The sequence below is a fragment of the Ensifer sp. R-19 genome (assembly GCF_049905105.1).
GTDB lineage: Bacteria > Pseudomonadota > Alphaproteobacteria > Rhizobiales > Rhizobiaceae > Ensifer.
This window is the reverse complement of record NZ_CP184570.1, coordinates 121280-135362: the sequence shown is the minus strand read 5'-3', so window position 1 is coordinate 135362 and position 14083 is coordinate 121280. Positions and strand designations below refer to the sequence as shown.

At 60.1% G+C, this 14083-nt stretch carries 15 protein-coding genes; 1 reads left to right on the top strand and 14 read right to left on the bottom strand.

The features are described 5' to 3' along the window. Positions 1 to 25: 25 nt before the first annotated feature. The 14 genes from ACN9MO_RS20020 to ACN9MO_RS19955 form a co-directional block, all read right to left on the bottom strand. The gene (locus ACN9MO_RS20020) at positions 26 to 607 is read right to left on the bottom strand and encodes a hypothetical protein (RefSeq protein ID WP_057249339.1); all 582 of its coding nucleotides are present in this window, start codon (positions 605 to 607) and stop codon (positions 26 to 28) included. A 177-nt stretch (positions 608 to 784) separates the two neighbouring features. Then, positions 785 to 2089 (bottom strand): hypothetical protein, encoded by a 1305-nt coding sequence (locus ACN9MO_RS20015; protein ID WP_058327550.1) that lies wholly within the window; start codon positions 2087 to 2089, stop codon positions 785 to 787. Positions 2090 to 2106: 17 nt separating this feature from the next. Next, positions 2107 to 3054, bottom strand: coding sequence for a type II secretion system F family protein (locus ACN9MO_RS20010; RefSeq protein WP_113132431.1), 948 nt, complete (start codon positions 3052 to 3054; stop codon positions 2107 to 2109). 7 nt (positions 3055 to 3061) lie between these two features. Beyond that, positions 3062 to 4015 (bottom strand): type II secretion system F family protein, encoded by a 954-nt coding sequence (locus ACN9MO_RS20005; protein ID WP_113132430.1) that lies wholly within the window; start codon positions 4013 to 4015, stop codon positions 3062 to 3064. Further along, a complete protein-coding gene (locus ACN9MO_RS20000) occupies positions 4012 to 5469 on the bottom strand; it encodes a CpaF family protein (protein ID WP_113132429.1) in 1458 nt (485 codons plus the stop codon). The genes ACN9MO_RS20005 and ACN9MO_RS20000 overlap by 4 nt, the downstream gene beginning before the upstream one ends. Before the next feature lie 19 nt (positions 5470 to 5488). Continuing rightward, positions 5489 to 6061, bottom strand: a complete 573-nt coding sequence (locus tag ACN9MO_RS19995; RefSeq protein ID WP_113132468.1) for a L,D-transpeptidase — start codon at positions 6059 to 6061, stop codon at positions 5489 to 5491. A gap of 29 nt (positions 6062 to 6090) precedes the next feature. Beyond that, positions 6091 to 7233: a response regulator gene (locus ACN9MO_RS19990; RefSeq protein WP_113132428.1), complete on the bottom strand. Its 1143-nt coding sequence runs from the start codon at positions 7231 to 7233 to the stop codon at positions 6091 to 6093. A 28-nt stretch (positions 7234 to 7261) separates the two neighbouring features. Next, positions 7262 to 7885 carry a TadE/TadG family type IV pilus assembly protein gene (locus ACN9MO_RS19985; RefSeq protein WP_058327555.1) on the bottom strand — a complete coding sequence of 208 codons (624 nt, stop codon included), beginning with the start codon at positions 7883 to 7885 and terminating at the stop codon, positions 7262 to 7264. Further along, positions 7879 to 8358, bottom strand: coding sequence for a TadE/TadG family type IV pilus assembly protein (locus tag ACN9MO_RS19980; protein ID WP_058327588.1), 480 nt, complete (start codon positions 8356 to 8358; stop codon positions 7879 to 7881). The genes ACN9MO_RS19985 and ACN9MO_RS19980 overlap by 7 nt, the downstream gene beginning before the upstream one ends. Further along, entirely contained in the window at positions 8358 to 9962 is a 1605-nt protein-coding gene (locus ACN9MO_RS19975; RefSeq protein WP_113132426.1) for a TadE/TadG family type IV pilus assembly protein, read from the bottom strand. Before ACN9MO_RS19975 ends, ACN9MO_RS19980 begins: the two co-directional genes overlap by 1 nt. A 100-nt stretch (positions 9963 to 10062) precedes the next feature. Beyond that, positions 10063 to 10368: a hypothetical protein gene (locus ACN9MO_RS19970; protein WP_113132467.1), complete on the bottom strand. Its 306-nt coding sequence runs from the start codon at positions 10366 to 10368 to the stop codon at positions 10063 to 10065. After that, complete coding sequence (locus tag ACN9MO_RS19965; RefSeq protein ID WP_113132425.1) at positions 10352 to 11839, bottom strand: type II and III secretion system protein family protein; 1488 nt, start codon at positions 11837 to 11839, stop codon at positions 10352 to 10354. The genes ACN9MO_RS19970 and ACN9MO_RS19965 overlap by 17 nt, the downstream gene beginning before the upstream one ends. 63 nt (positions 11840 to 11902) lie before the next feature. Further along, positions 11903 to 12904: a Flp pilus assembly protein CpaB gene (gene cpaB, locus ACN9MO_RS19960; RefSeq protein WP_113132424.1), complete on the bottom strand. Its 1002-nt coding sequence runs from the start codon at positions 12902 to 12904 to the stop codon at positions 11903 to 11905. A 98-nt stretch (positions 12905 to 13002) separates the two neighbouring features. Next, positions 13003 to 13206, bottom strand: coding sequence for a Flp family type IVb pilin (locus ACN9MO_RS19955; RefSeq protein ID WP_058327559.1), 204 nt, complete (start codon positions 13204 to 13206; stop codon positions 13003 to 13005). Between the two features lie 330 nt (positions 13207 to 13536). On the opposite strand from ACN9MO_RS19955, the gene ACN9MO_RS19950 reads away from it, so the two are divergent. Further along, positions 13537 to 14058: a prepilin peptidase gene (locus tag ACN9MO_RS19950; protein WP_113132423.1), complete on the top strand. Its 522-nt coding sequence runs from the start codon at positions 13537 to 13539 to the stop codon at positions 14056 to 14058. Positions 14059 to 14083: the final 25 nt, after the last annotated feature.

Here is a 14083-nt window from a genome sequence, read left to right as displayed (position 1 = left end):
GAATCGATTTCAACGTGGCTTTGCCCTACCGGACCTTTCGCAAAACTAGCTTCCCATCCGCTGAGACGGACCGTTCATAGCGCGGCAAGTTAGCGACGGAACCGCCCTGAGGATCGGCTGCGGCCAAGACATCGTCGACGGCGGTTTCCGGAGAGGAGGCCGAATAGGATGATGGCGCCAGCCGCTGTGTTACTTCCTTCCCAGGCGCACTGATGATCATGCTGCCGCCGCTGGAGGTAAAGATACTCGGGCTCATGCGGTCATCGAGATCGGCGACATCTTTTTGCAGGTCCTCGACAGTCTTGCGAACGGCCGCTATATCGTCGGCCTTGGCGCCGTTTGCGATGTTCACGGCCTGCTTGCTGATCTGCTGCTTCAAGCCGTCGATCGAACGCTTGAGGGCAGAAAGGGTCTCCCGGCTTTCTCGCACATCTGCGGCGTTCTTGGCTGTGTAGAGCAAGATGCCGGCGTTGAGCGGCAGCAGCATGAGTGCCAGCGCGATGATCGACATGTTCCTCGAACGGCCTAGCTCCTTCGCGGCGTGCTCGTTGCGCCGCAGCTTGGCGTCCGGCTCGATCTCGATATCGACATTCGAAATATGAGTCATCGAATTCCTCCGTCACGAAGCTGAGCTGCAGCCCTGACTTTCCGTGTCCCCGAAACCCCGAATGATCCCCCGGGATCACGCTCACTCAAGACATCCCTCGCTATCGCGCCGATGGCCGGTCTGCAACAGTATTTCGTACATTCCTTAACGACATGCTCGCCCGGTTCAGTTCCCGCCTCAGTCCAGTGTGAACACCCCTCCCCAAGCCCGATCCAGCATCTCTAGCGACGCGACCTTCGGCAGGTCGTTGAAATCGCAATAGGAGGAGATGAAATCCAGGAGGTATTTGGGATGGTAACAAGACGCTAGCGTATCTCCCTTGTATTTTCGATCGTAGAACAGGCGCAAATCATCGCTCAACAAATTTACCGCGACCTCGCGCGCGTAGGACTCGAAGATGCGGATATATTCATCTCGCGAAGGGTTATTCACATATATCTTATATTTGAGGCGCCGGAGGCCGGCTTCATCGGAGAGTTCCCGCGGCGCAATGTTGGTCGAAAAGACGACGAGCTCATCGAACGGCACCTTGAACTTCTTGCCGGTATGCAATGTCAGGAAATCATAGCCGCGCTCGAGCGGTACGATCCAGCGGTTGATCAGCGCCTGCGGCCGATCCTGCTGGCGACCGAAATCATCGATGATGAAGACGCCACCCGATGCCTTCAGATGCACCGGCGCTTCGTAGACATTGGACCCCGGGTTGTAGGTCAGGTCGAGCAGATCCAGGGTGAGCTCGCCACCGGTTTTGATGACCGGTCGCCGGCATTCCACCCACCGCTGATCGGCCTTCGGATGCGGCCTAACCGCGGGCTCGCGCACAGGCTGGTGCGTCGCTTCATCATAGAAACTGATGACATAGCCGCCGACCTCGATGGCGTAGGGCACCCAGATCGTCTGGAGGAAAAGCTCCGAGGTTCGCTCGGCAATGCTGGTCTTGCCATTTCCCGGGGGGCCATAGAGCAGGATGGAACGGCCCGAATTGACGGCAGGCCCAAGTTTCTCGACCAGCGCCGGCGACAGCACCAACCCTTCCAGACTCCGAATCAGCCGCTCGCAGGTGACGCGTTCGTGGTGAATCGACTGCAAGCCGATCTGGCGGCAGAAGACATCGAGAGACACGGGAGCAGGGCCGACATATCCCGACTGCCGCGCCGCCGTCTGCGCGTAGTCCAGGCCCTTCATCGAAAGCGCATAGCGGATGTCGGACTTGATGTCCTCTCCCGCAAGCCCTCTCGCTTCGAGATAGGACAGCTTCACCAATTCCTTGATGAGGAGGTTTGCCAGTACTTTCGACAGCTTCATCCGTTCGGCTAGGTGCGAAGCTGTAACGGTATCCTGTTCGGTCGCACATTTGGCAGCGAGCCGCAACAGGAACGACAACTCAAGCCCGGTCTCTTCAAGACTCAGCGGTATTACCGGCATGCGCGGGTCAAGCGCGACGGCGAAGTCTTCACGATCCTGACTGGGCGAATATTGCATTTGGACCTCGCTCTTGCCTATCCGCCGACCTTCAAACCACTGAGAAGACTGACGACACGAATGACGATGGGGACGAGCACGATGATGAGGCTGACAGGAAACAGGAAGGCGCCGAGCGGCAGCAGCATCTTGATCGGCAGGGCGTTGGCCTTCTCCTCGGCCCGCACCATTCGCAGATCGCGCATTTCCTTGCTGTAGACGCGCAATGTCTGCGTCACACTCGTTCCGAGTTCCTCCGACTGACGGAAGAGCACGGCGAGCGCGCGTGCTTCGTCGATCCTCAAGCGCGTCGCAAGATTGGCCAGGGCCTCGCGCAAGCGGCGACCACCACGCACCTCCAGCATCATGATCGAGAGATGCAGGCCGAAATCCTGTCGCTTCTGGACGAACTCGCGCGCGACACGGTTCGCCGCCGCCTCGATGCTCATGCCCGCATCAAGGCAAACGATCAGCATGTCCATGAAATCGGGGAAGATCCGCCTATATTCCCGCTCCTTGGCGTCGCCACGGCGGTCGATGTAGATATTGACCAGCACAAAGGTGATGCCTGCAACAATCATTGCGACGAGTAGGATCGCAAGCCTGGACATCTCCGGGACGAACCGGTCCAGGGCCCAGACCGCCGCGACCATGGCCGCGCCGCAAGCAAGCGCGCGCACGACTTGGAACACGGTGACCGCGGGGGCTCCGAAATATCCGGCCCGGATCAGCCGGTTCTGGATGGAATTGGCATTTTGGTCGCGCCGGGTGATTTCGAAATAGCGGCGGATCAAGCGGTTTTCCGCCTCGCCGAGGTCGACAAGGGTGCTATCGCCGAGCTGGAGGTCGTCGCCGCTCGTCTTCGCCGTCGTTTCCGACAGCCGGATACCGACCTCGCGTCGCCGGAAGACAAGCTCGGAAGCGACACCGGAGAATATCAGCACCGCGAAGAAAACGACGAGGTAGATTCCATATTCACCCATCATCGCGGCCTCAGTATTCGAAGTTGACCATCTTGTAGAGAATGACGTTTCCGATCGCCATGATGGCGAGAAGCACGGCGACGATTGTCGCGCCGTGGCCGCTCGCCCAAACAGCATCGAAGTATGTCGGCGAGAGTGCCTTGATCATCGCATAGAGCATGAACGGATAGACCGACATGAAAATCGCGGTGATCCGCCCTTCCGACGAAATTGCTTTGACCTTGGCCTTCAGCATCGTGCGATCTCGCAGGGTCTTTGAGAGATTATGGAGGATTTCGACGAGATTCCCACCCGTGCCCGCCTGGACGCTCAAGGCGATTGCCAGCAGGTTCAGGTCTTCCGCGCCGACGCGGTGGCTGAGATTGACGAGGGCGTCATCTAAGGTGGTGCCATAGGTCAGTTCATCCGTGAGCAGGCCAAATTCCGTTCCGACCGGATCGGGCATTTCGCGCGCTACAAGGGAAATCGCGGCCGGCAGCGGATGACCTGCGGACAGGCTGCGATTGGCAACGTCGAGTGCCTCGGGGAGCTTGAGGGTAAATTTGCGGATCCGGCTGGCCCGTATGCGCCAGACGGCGATGACCGGGATGAGAAGGCAGATTAGCAGGAAGACGGGAATCCGGACCAGGGTGCTCGGAATCAGGAATTGGACGACAAACCAGACCAGCACCGCGCCGGAGATCCCGTAGAGAGCAAAACGCTGCGCGTCGAACTTGATGCCTGACTGTGTATAGAACTGCCGGATGCGCTGAACCGGCGGCAAGGATCGCCAATCTTCGTCGGCGCCGCGCTCCTTCAGCATCGCTCGGTAAGTCTTGAGGTGGTCCTCGCTCGCATTGAGCAGGCCTAGCCGATGATTGACGGCGCGCTTGCGCTCGGACTTCCGGAAGTAGCTGCGCAGCAGCGCCTCGACAGAAACCAGCGACGCGATGAAGACCGCGGCGTAGAGAAGCAGCAAGGTCATGGTTCAATCGCCCCCGTCTGCAATGGTTTTCCCGGATCGAAGATCGCCGCAGGGATCACGATCCCGAGCTGCGCGAACTCCTCGACGAAGCGGGGTCGAAGGCCGGTCGCCCGGAATTCGCCGTGAATGCGGCCATTCTCGTCGGTAGCGGTTCGCCTGAACCGCATGATCTCCTGCATCTGCACGACCTCGCCCTCCATGCCGGTGATCTCGGAGATCGAAACCACTTTGCGGCTGCCGTCACTCAGGCGCTGAACCTGAACGATGATCGTGATCGCCGAGGCGATCTGCGAGCGGATGCTGAGCTGCGACATGGGCATGCCCGCCATGCCGACCATCTGCTCGAGCCGGCCGACTGCGTCGCGCGGCGTGTTGGCGTGAATGGTCGTCATCGAGCCTTCGTGGCCGGTGTTCATCGCCTGCAGCATGTCGAACGCCTCTTCGCCACGCACCTCACCGACGATGATGCGATCGGGTCGCATGCGCAGCGCATTCTTTAGGAGTTCGCGCTGGCGCACTTCATTGCGGCCGTCGAGGGTCGGCGGCCTTGTTTCCAGCCGTCCGACATGCGGTTGCTGCAGCTGCAATTCGGCCGCGTCTTCGATGGTGATCAGGCGCTCCTTAACCGAGATCTGCGATGACAAGGCGTTGAGCAGGGTCGTCTTGCCCGAGCCGGTGCCGCCGGAGACGACCATCGACACCCTACCCTTAACGGCGGCGCTCAGGAGGATCCGCATCGCGTTCGCCATCGCGCCATTCTCGACCAGACGCTCCAAAGTCAGCGGCTTGCGCGTGAACTTGCGGATCGAGACGAGCGGCCCGTCGACCGAGATCGGCCTGATGGCGACGTTGACACGCGATCCATCTTTCAAGCGCGCATCGACCAGCGGCGTCGATTCGTCCACTCGGCGCCCGACAGCGGAGACGATCTTGTTGATCACCCGCAGCAGGTGGTCTTCATCCTTGAAACGCACCGCCGTGCTTTCGAGCTTGCCACGCCGTTCGACATAGACGCTGTTGTAACCGTTGATCAGGATATCGGCAATCGAGTCATCGGCAAGCAGCGGCTCGATCGGCCCGAGCCCTAGCATCTCGTCGGTGATATCGCGGATCAGGTCGTTGATTTCCTTCGCATTAAGGGGGAAATTGTTGCGCCGGATATAGTCCTTGACCAGCGGCCTGATCTCGGTTGCGATCTCCTCGTCGTCCATCGTGTCGAGAATGCCGAGGTTGATGCGATCGAGCAGGTAGCGGTGCAGACTGACCCGCTCCGCGACCATGTCGAGCCCGAGCGACTCCTCCAGCCTGGCGCTTGCCGCGGCGCCGAAAGCCTCCGGATCGGAAATGACGGCAGCTTCGGCCGCTGACATCGGAGAGGGTTCCGCGGCTTCCCTGAGGTCCCCGCCATCCGGCTGTCGCTGCTTGTAGAAACGTCCAATGAACCCGGTTGCCATTGCTTCCTACCCTGTTCCACTATTTGACGATCACCGTTGCTCCGACCTTCACCCGCTCGTAAAGATCGATGATGTCGGCATTGCTCATACGAAAACAGCCCGAGGACGCGAACTGCCCGACGGTCGACTGCTCGTTCGTCCCATGAATGCGATAGAGCGTGTCTGCGCTCCCCCGGTAGAGATAGATGCTGCGGGCGCCGAGCGGGTTGAACGGACCAGGAGGCACCAGTTCCGGCAGTTCCGGTGCGCGCGCCTTCATCTCGGCCGGCGGCCGCCAATCGGGCCATTCGGTTTTTCGCCCCACCTTCACGACGCCGCTCCAGCGGAAACCGTCGCGGCCGACGCCGATCCGATAGCGGATCGCACGCTTGCCGGAGAGAACGAGATCGAGCGTCCGCTCCTGACTGCCGACGACGATCGTGCCGGTCGGATACTTTTTCTCGATCGTTACGACCGTGCTCGTTTTCGGCCCGAGACTACGTGGCACGGTCCCGCCCGCCAATGTCGCGGCTGGCGTGAGCGCCAGCCCACTCAAGAGCAGCACGGCCAGCGTCCACCGACCACGCCCGGATCCAGTGCCGCTTCGGTCCATCGATCCACTGCTGCCGTGGAGGAGTGCCGTCATCTCACGAGTGCTCCCAGCTTGCCGACGGCACCGCAAAAGGGCGAGCGCGAGTTGACCTCGTTGGGCAGAACGCCGCGGTTCACCGCCTCGCTGAGCGTGTCCCAGTCATAGGGGATGATGTGCGCATGCGTATCCTTGAACACCTTGTCCACCTGCTCGCGGCGCACCCCAAGGCTGAAGAGCTTGGTATGATACTTATTGATGACGATCTGGATCGAATCCGCGCTGCCCCGCAACCGTACGAGATCGAGGTAAAGGTCTTTGGCTTGATGGAGCGCCGGGATCGTCATCTCCGTGACGATGGAAACGCTGTTGACCGACCCCAGCACATCGCTCTTCCAGGGGGTTTCGTAATAGGGCATGTCGATCACCAGGTGATCGCTCTCGAAGGCGGCGACATCCAGCATGCGCAGCACGAGTTCGGCACCTTTGGGTTCGAGCAGCACCGACGGCTGCTTGAACGAGAGCAGCGTGAAGCCACCCGGGTGATGCTTGCGCACCAGATCGATGAATTCGAGATCGACACGCGCCGGATTGGCGATGACGGTCTTCAGATCGTAGTCGTTGAGAAGGTTGAGGTAGTAGCCGAGCGATCCGGACGAGAAATCCAGATCGAACAGGCCAACACGCGGCGTAACGCCTTTTATCGGCTGCGCCAAGAGATGGGCAAACGACGAGGAAATGACGCTCGCGCCGGCACCGCCCACGGCAGCAACGATGGCATGAACCCGGCTCTCGTTGCCGCCGACGCCTGGCGCATGGGTCGAGATCATCTCGATCAGTGCACGGCGCTCAAGCGGCTTCTTTAGCCAATCGTCACCGTTCAGCCGAAAGAGCGGCCGCATCAGCTCATCGGACAGAACCTCGGAAACGATCACCATCGGAATATTGCGATAGCTGGCTCGAAACGCAAAAATCTCCGGGTGGCAGAGCATGTCGCCGCAGTCGACGTCGAGCACGATCAGGTTGAACTGCGTCGGATCGAGCTTTCCCGCCTCGCCAAGCGCGCTCAGCGCCATGTGGCGCACCTCGTAACGCGACAGCGAGCCAAAGGTGTCGAGCATAAGGCTTGCCGCCGCCGCATCGTCGGAGAGAACGAGGATCTTGGTGGTCGTTGCAAAGTTCATATGTGCGGTCATCTCGCTCCCCAACGCAATATTGCAGGGTTCAGCAGCTTGAACATGTTTCGAGGTCTTCCGTTGTCAGCGTCACCGGATGGGCAGGGACTTCGATCTGATCCAGTCCCAGGAGGCCGCCAAGAAGCGGCAGGTCGAAGGTAACGTCGCGCACTTCCAGCCGCATGGTGAGAACCGGCCCGTTCGGCCGTCCCCAGTAGCCAAGGCCGGATCGCTGATAGGTCACCACGAGGTTTGCGGGCTGGATGCGCCAATTGAGGTCGCAGATGCCCGGGTTCGGGTCCCCCGTCACACCACATTGGCCGTCACTTCCCATGACGACCCGGCTCAACTCATCGCTGCAATTGGCGAGAGCCGGCCCGCAGGTGGACGATATCGCGGCATCGTTCGGCGTCGCGTCGCCATTGTCCAGGGGATCGTCCGCATCGGTCGGAAAGACGTCGGCAAAGTCCTCAGTAAGGGGATCGGATACTGCTGCCAGTCGAGCGCCAAATTGCAGCGCCTTGACCGTCTGGTTCCACTGCGACATGGCGTAGCCGAACTCGACGAAAGCCGAAATCGCCAAGAGCACAAGCGGCAGTGTTATCAGCCCTTCGGTGAGCGTTACACCACGCTGGTCCTGCCAGAAGGTGACGTGGGGCCGACGATCTACCATCCGATATACCTCTGTTCGTGAGAGGAAGTGATCGTAATTGCATCGAGCCCGAGCCAGGAAAAGACCGGTGAACTCTGGTAGACATGTGAGGTCTGCACCGTGATCGTGCCATCGGCATCGACGGGAACGATCGTGATGTCTGCAAGATCAGGCCCCCAACCGGTGACGCGCAAGGCAGCGCCGTCCGCGGGGCTCTGCGTTCCATAGAAGGCGATTAGCTTGGCGGTCGTCTCATTGCATGTCGGGTCGTAGGTTCCCGAATCCGGCCGGCATCGGGCGAGATAGCGCCCCGCATCCCTGAGACCGGCATCGATCTGCATTCGCTCCCAGAAGATATTGCCGAATTCGAGAATACCGGCGGCAAATATCGTGATGAAGGGCACTGCGACCAGCGCTTCGGTCAGCACTGCTCCGTCATCGCTCGACCACAGGCCGAAACGGCGATCACGTATCCAGTTTCGCAGAGCCCTGATCATCGGACCAGCTCCGCTTCTTCCCGCAGGAACTCGGCCAGCGTCCCGCGCCCGCCTTTGCCGGTGATGTCGATCATCTCTAGCGAAAGATAGCGTTCGCTCCCCGACTTGACCGCCGGCTTCGTCAGGAACATACGGGCGAAGGCAACCGCTCGGGTATCGGAACGTCCCCTCAGGCGACCTTCGTTGTACTCGTGTTTGCAATTGACAATGGCGGAAAAGATCTCGCGGCGGTCGCCATATTCGTCCGCGGTATAGTCCGAAAGCGACGGCCCCGTGTAACACTGGCCGCCCGTCCCGGGCGTTCCGGTTTCACCATTCTTGGAGGGGTCACTTATGAGCGTGGCATTGTCAAGTTCATAGCGATAAACGTCGTAAGCGGAGGGCTGCGACGGCGCACCGGCCGGCGACGGGTAGCTCGAATAGTTGCTGAGGATCGTGCCGACGGAAGGCGTCGTACCCGGGTTCCCCTGGAGGTGGGCGACGCTCCAATAGGTGGCATAGTTCCAATTGTTGCCGGTACTGATCTTGCCGCCGGCGAGGGTGGTCATCGACGCCCCGTACCCTAGGGGAACGGCCTTGGTTGGATCCCCGACCGTGCTTCCGGCCATCACCGGATCATAGTCGCCGCAGGAGTTGTCCTTCCTTGCCGCACGCACGTTCTGGGCCGGACGGTAACGACCGTCGTTGCGCGAGTTTTTGAACGAACCCGAATATTGGTCAAAGCGCGTGTTCAGGCCGGCTTCGACAGGGCCGGCATTGGCGCCCGTCTTGGTTTCCAGCTCGTCCTGTTTGTAGCACACCCCCGGTGAGCCCGTCGCCAGCGCCTCGGCAAGCACATTCGCGCCATTCCCATAAGTCGACAGAAACCCGAAATTGCCCGGCCCGGGAGAACTCGACGAGGTGCTATGAAGCTCGATCTGCGCCCCATACAGCGCGCCGTTGGCAAAGTTCGTGTGCAGCGCCTCGGCCGCATCTGCGTCATTGTTACCCGCCGGGTTTTCATACGGATTGCAGATATAGATCGGCGTGACGTCGCAGGCGCTGACCCGGTAGGCTGCAACCGCATCTGCGGAAACATTGATCGTATCGCGGTTGAGGCCGACTGGCAGCGGGAAGATCGTCTGCATTGCCTGGTCCTTGGCCGTAACCCAGGCATAGCCTGCCTCGCTTGGGTCATCTGCCCACATCTCCTCGGTGATAGGGTCATCGTCATCACCCGCGAAGGTTCCGTCGCCTGGAATGCCCTTCAGGAACCGTACCGTCACTGTGCTCGAGTCGTCATCTGCGGCGTCGTAGGAGACGGTGATATATGTCCCGAGCGACATGCCTTCACCGCCCTCGCCGAAGGCCGCGGTGTTGGCAAGCTTTTCGATCGCAGCCTCAGCGCGCGTGATCGCATCGTCGCGACCATCTAGCTCGCGGGCCCCCGCCAGCGCCATGGCATCGACCGCATTCTGAAGATCAGTGTGGAGATTGGCGCTGCGTCCGACGTCGATGACGATGAGGGAGAAGCCAAGCAACAGAGGCATGGCAATAAGCGTCAACGCGATGACGTAGCCTCGATGGTCGTCCCAAAACCGTTTGAATGTCCTGTTCAACATTGGCATGCCTCTCCGATCGCGGCGGCTTACCGTCGTGTCGCGTTGTTTTTATTGTATTCCTTTCCGGCACTGCTGCCGCATCGAATTCCGCCTGCCCCCGTCAGTTGCCGGAGGCAGCTCCGTTGCCGCCCGTCTGGGCGGGCGCTGGGATGATAATCGCTGGTGCCCCCCCGCCCCCACCTTGGTAGCCTCGGATGACCCTGCTCACCACCTTGCCATCGGTCGTGATGTGCGTGTTTTGTGCGACACGCGGGAATGGATCCTGGGTGTGGATACCCTTGTTGGCCTCCGCCGCGTTTCCAAGCCCGAAGGTGATCGAGTCCCGGTGGTTCAGGTAGTCGGCGCAGCCGGAAACGGGGCTCGCCACCGCCAGAATCAGGAGTGCACGCTTACTTCTTTGCAACAGCAAGGACGCCTCCCGTGTCGAGATCAAGCCTGTGGCCATAAGGCCCGGTGACGCCCTCGCCATTGCGGAAACGGCGCAGCATGTCCTTGTCCACTTCCAGTACGCCAAGCGCAAAAAGCTCGACGTCATTGGATGAACGCGTCTGGTCGAGCGGACTATAGAGCGCCTCGCCGGGTGCTGCCGGCCGCACGATATGCGGGGTTACGACGATCACGAGATCTGACTCCCGTTTCAGGAAGCTGGTTGAGCGGAACAGTGCACCGATCACCGGAAGCTGCCCCAGGCCTGGCAGCTGCTGAATATCCTTGGAGTTGATCGATTGCAGCAGGCCGGCCATGGCGAAACTCTGACCATCGCGCAGTGCCACGGTTGTCTTGGCCGCGCGCGAGATGAAGCCGGGATTGCCGTTGACGTTGATGGAGGTATCGATTTCCGAGACTTCCGGCTCGACCTTCAAGCTGATGAGCCCGCCATCGAGCACCACCGGCGTAAAGGTCAGCCGCACACCGAAGGGGCGGTAGTCGGTCTCCGTTGCAACGGTCGCACCGTTGGCCACCGTCGTCTGGATCGGCACTTCACCACCGGCATGGAAGCTGGCGGTTTCGCCGCTCATGGCGATCAAGTTTGGTTGAGCAAGGCGGCGCACCAGCCCCTTTTGTTCGAGCGCGTTGATGACGACGTCGATCTGACCGCCGGAAATCTCAAGCACCTTGGCGATCAATTGGCCGAAGGGCTGCATGCCAGTCGCTGCACCGGCTGCATCCTCCAGAGTGCGGACCAGGGCGCCATCCTTCACCGCGATGCCCTGACTGGTCGTGGCCTTGCCGATGCCATTCCTGCCCGCCCCTGCCCAACCGATGCCGAGATCGCGACCGGTCTGGCGCGACGCTTCGATCACCCGAACTTCCAGCATGACCTGCTGAGAGTCGTTGACGCGCAACTGATTGAGAACCGGCTGCTCCGAATAGGACTGGGCGATTTCGAGCACCCGTTGTAACTCGGTGGCATCGCGCACCATGCCGGTCAGGCGGATACGGTCATTCGAGTTGACCACCCGAACCCGCGATCCTGGCGACGCCGAGCGGATGGCGGACGCCACTTCGCTGAAATCGCTGGCAACGCGGATGTCGATGACGCCAAGAAGCTTCTTGTCGTCGTCATAGACCGAGATGTTAGTGGCCCCGGTCTTTTTGCCGCGGATAAAGAGCGATTTGTCAGAGAGCGGTACGACGTCGATGAGTTCGGCGCTGCCAATAACGAGGTCGCCGAAAGGTTTGCCGGTGGTGATCGTCACCGTGTCGTTCGGCGGCAACACGACCTGCTGAACGGCCCCGCCGAGATTGACGAATTTTTCCTGCGCATCTGCCGGGCCGACGAGGCTGGGTCCCCAAAGACCATAGGCCGATACGATCGCAACAGCCGCCGCAAGGGCCTTGCCTCTTGCCGAACGCTTTACGCTTCCCCTCAACATTCCTGCCTTAGCTCCCTCTCCTTGAAGCCGGGCCTGCCCCCTCAGGGCAGGTTACAAGTCACATCACTGGATCAACCCCACTCTGTGTTCTTCCCGCTTCGTCGTATTCCAGACGCCGACCGTCGCCCACTTCGGCTCTGCCGGCAAGACCGGCTCAACATTTCGCTCGTCGATTTGCACCTGTTTTTCGCGAAATGGCGTATTCATCTTGCTTTCGACGGAATTGATCCGGCCGCCAAGGTCGTCGCCGACCTTGCGAACCATGCGTTCGATCAGCTCGAATCGCCCGTCGTCGGAAGTTTGCGCGAGTTCGGCGGCGACAGGCCCTCCACCCAGATCCGCCACCGTGATCCGCCGGGTCGATTCGACGGAAGCCGATGCGATATTGCGCAGTGCGAGCGAGAGCGTGCCGATATTGGCACCAAGCGTCAGCCGCTGGGCCTCGTCGGTCGTCACCTCGAAAGTGACGGTTTTCACGATCGAGGGTTCGTCCTTGCGCTCGTCGGCCGTCTGGTCGACGGCGAGCACCTTGACCCCCTGCAACAGGACATCCACCGAGGTCTGCTCATTGCCGCTCTTGGGGTTACGGATTAGACGGGTCAGGAGCACGTCCACCCGATCCGAGGGACGCACGAAACCGGCAACACCGAGTACGTCGTTGACGCGGATCGAAACGGCCTTCATCCCCTCGTCAAGCGCCGCCGACAAAGTGGCGCGCTCGCCGGCGCCGGTAATCTTCGATGACAACACCGGCTCGCCGGGATCGATCGCCTCCATGGCATAGCGCGGCTCTTCCTTGTCGCCGAGGACCGCCTCGATCGCCTGGAAAGAGCCTTCGGGTCTCTCCTCGGAAGGCCAGGGAATGGTTTTCAGGTTCTCCGGGCGCACTCGATCGCCGAAACGCATTGGCTTGGCCGCAACGACAAGCGTCTTTTCGGATGGCTTGGAGCCACCGTTCGCCGCGAGACGCGCTCGCTCGTCAGCAAGATAAGTGCGCGTGGCAAACACCGCAGCAACGGCAAGAACGAGGGCGATTGCAAGGCTAATGATCGCTGAAAAACGCATTGCCGATACTCACACCTGATCGGAATAGAAATATCAATATTACCTAATTTAAAAGAGAGGAGTTAAGAAACTCCTCCCTTTATATATCATAGGCTGTATCAGCCTGCAGCGGGTGCATCGAGCGGCTGGGCAGCGAACCACGTCTGCCAGCTACTCCACGCAGTACCTAGGTCCGTGCCGATCAGAGTGACCGACGCGACTGCTCCGCCGACGAGCAGAGCTAGGAGAATAAGGTATTCAGTCAGCGCTACGCCGTCTTCTTCTTTCACGAAAGCGCGGAATTTTGTCAAAAGTACTTTCATCGAGAATTACCTCCAACACAATATAATCTTTGCGTGACCGCTTATTTCCCCGGCCCTCGCCTGTCATCGAGACCATCTCTCCGACTGACATCATTAATAATCCCTTAATTAATATATCGTCAACTTCTAATACGAAGTGGTGTGGGCCATCTTTGGGTTATGGTTAAAATCAGAACCCCTACTTTTTAAGGGTCAATAGAGAGATCGCTTGCGGAAACATGACATCCGTTAATACTTCTTGAACTTTTCTGTTCCGCGGTTTCTTGCGAAGCCTTTGGATGAGCTACACAATTGCATCTGAAATCACCTATCGCGCAGAACTGGTGAAACATGACCGAACTTATCAATATAATCCCTTTGGTAGCGGCGGCACTCTTTCTCTACTCCGCCTGGAGCGACTTCCAGAGCTGGCGCATTCCGAACGGCGTCGTGCTCGCGCTCGTCTCCGTCTACGCGCTGGGCGCCATGATCCGGCTCACGACAACACGGGACATCGGCGCCGCGCTCTTCTCACTCGACAGCGTCGGTGGCGATATCGGGGCTGGCTTACTGCTATTCACGCTCGGGGTGGCGCTCTGGGCCTTTCGGCTGTTCGGAGCCGGCGACGCCAAACTATTCCTGCCGATTGGCCTCTTCGTCGGCTGGCACGGCATGCTCCCCTTCGCCGTTTTCCTATTGATCGGCGGGATATTGACCATGCTGGCATTGAGGCTGCCGATGCCGTTGGCGTTCGCGCACTACGCCGTGATCATGCGTATCGAGGAGATCCGCACCACCCGCAAGATCCCCTACGGCGTCATTATGGTCTTCGCCACACTCGTCACGATGGCCCTAAGTCACCGCTCGGCTTAGACACGCAGCCCGTCATCACCTCTCG

Coding starts and splice junctions, on each gene's coding strand:
- ACN9MO_RS20020 (WP_057249339.1), bottom strand. CDS start 607: ATGACTCATATTTCGAATGTCGATATCGAGATCGAGCCGGACGCCAAG.
- ACN9MO_RS20015 (WP_058327550.1), bottom strand. CDS start 2,089: ATGCAATATTCGCCCAGTCAGGATCGTGAAGACTTCGCCGTCGCGCTT.
- ACN9MO_RS20010 (WP_113132431.1), bottom strand. CDS start 3,054: ATGATGGGTGAATATGGAATCTACCTCGTCGTTTTCTTCGCGGTGCTG.
- ACN9MO_RS20005 (WP_113132430.1), bottom strand. CDS start 4,015: ATGACCTTGCTGCTTCTCTACGCCGCGGTCTTCATCGCGTCGCTGGTT.
- ACN9MO_RS20000 (WP_113132429.1), bottom strand. CDS start 5,469: ATGGCAACCGGGTTCATTGGACGTTTCTACAAGCAGCGACAGCCGGAT.
- ACN9MO_RS19995 (WP_113132468.1), bottom strand. CDS start 6,061: ATGGACCGAAGCGGCACTGGATCCGGGCGTGGTCGGTGGACGCTGGCC.
- ACN9MO_RS19990 (WP_113132428.1), bottom strand. CDS start 7,233: ATGACCGCACATATGAACTTTGCAACGACCACCAAGATCCTCGTTCTC.
- ACN9MO_RS19985 (WP_058327555.1), bottom strand. CDS start 7,885: ATGGTAGATCGTCGGCCCCACGTCACCTTCTGGCAGGACCAGCGTGGT.
- ACN9MO_RS19975 (WP_113132426.1), bottom strand. CDS start 9,962: ATGTTGAACAGGACATTCAAACGGTTTTGGGACGACCATCGAGGCTAC.
- ACN9MO_RS19965 (WP_113132425.1), bottom strand. CDS start 11,839: ATGTTGAGGGGAAGCGTAAAGCGTTCGGCAAGAGGCAAGGCCCTTGCG.
- cpaB (WP_113132424.1), bottom strand. CDS start 12,904: ATGCGTTTTTCAGCGATCATTAGCCTTGCAATCGCCCTCGTTCTTGCC.
- ACN9MO_RS19955 (WP_058327559.1), bottom strand. CDS start 13,206: ATGAAAGTACTTTTGACAAAATTCCGCGCTTTCGTGAAAGAAGAAGAC.
- ACN9MO_RS19950 (WP_113132423.1), top strand. CDS start 13,537: ATGACCGAACTTATCAATATAATCCCTTTGGTAGCGGCGGCACTCTTT.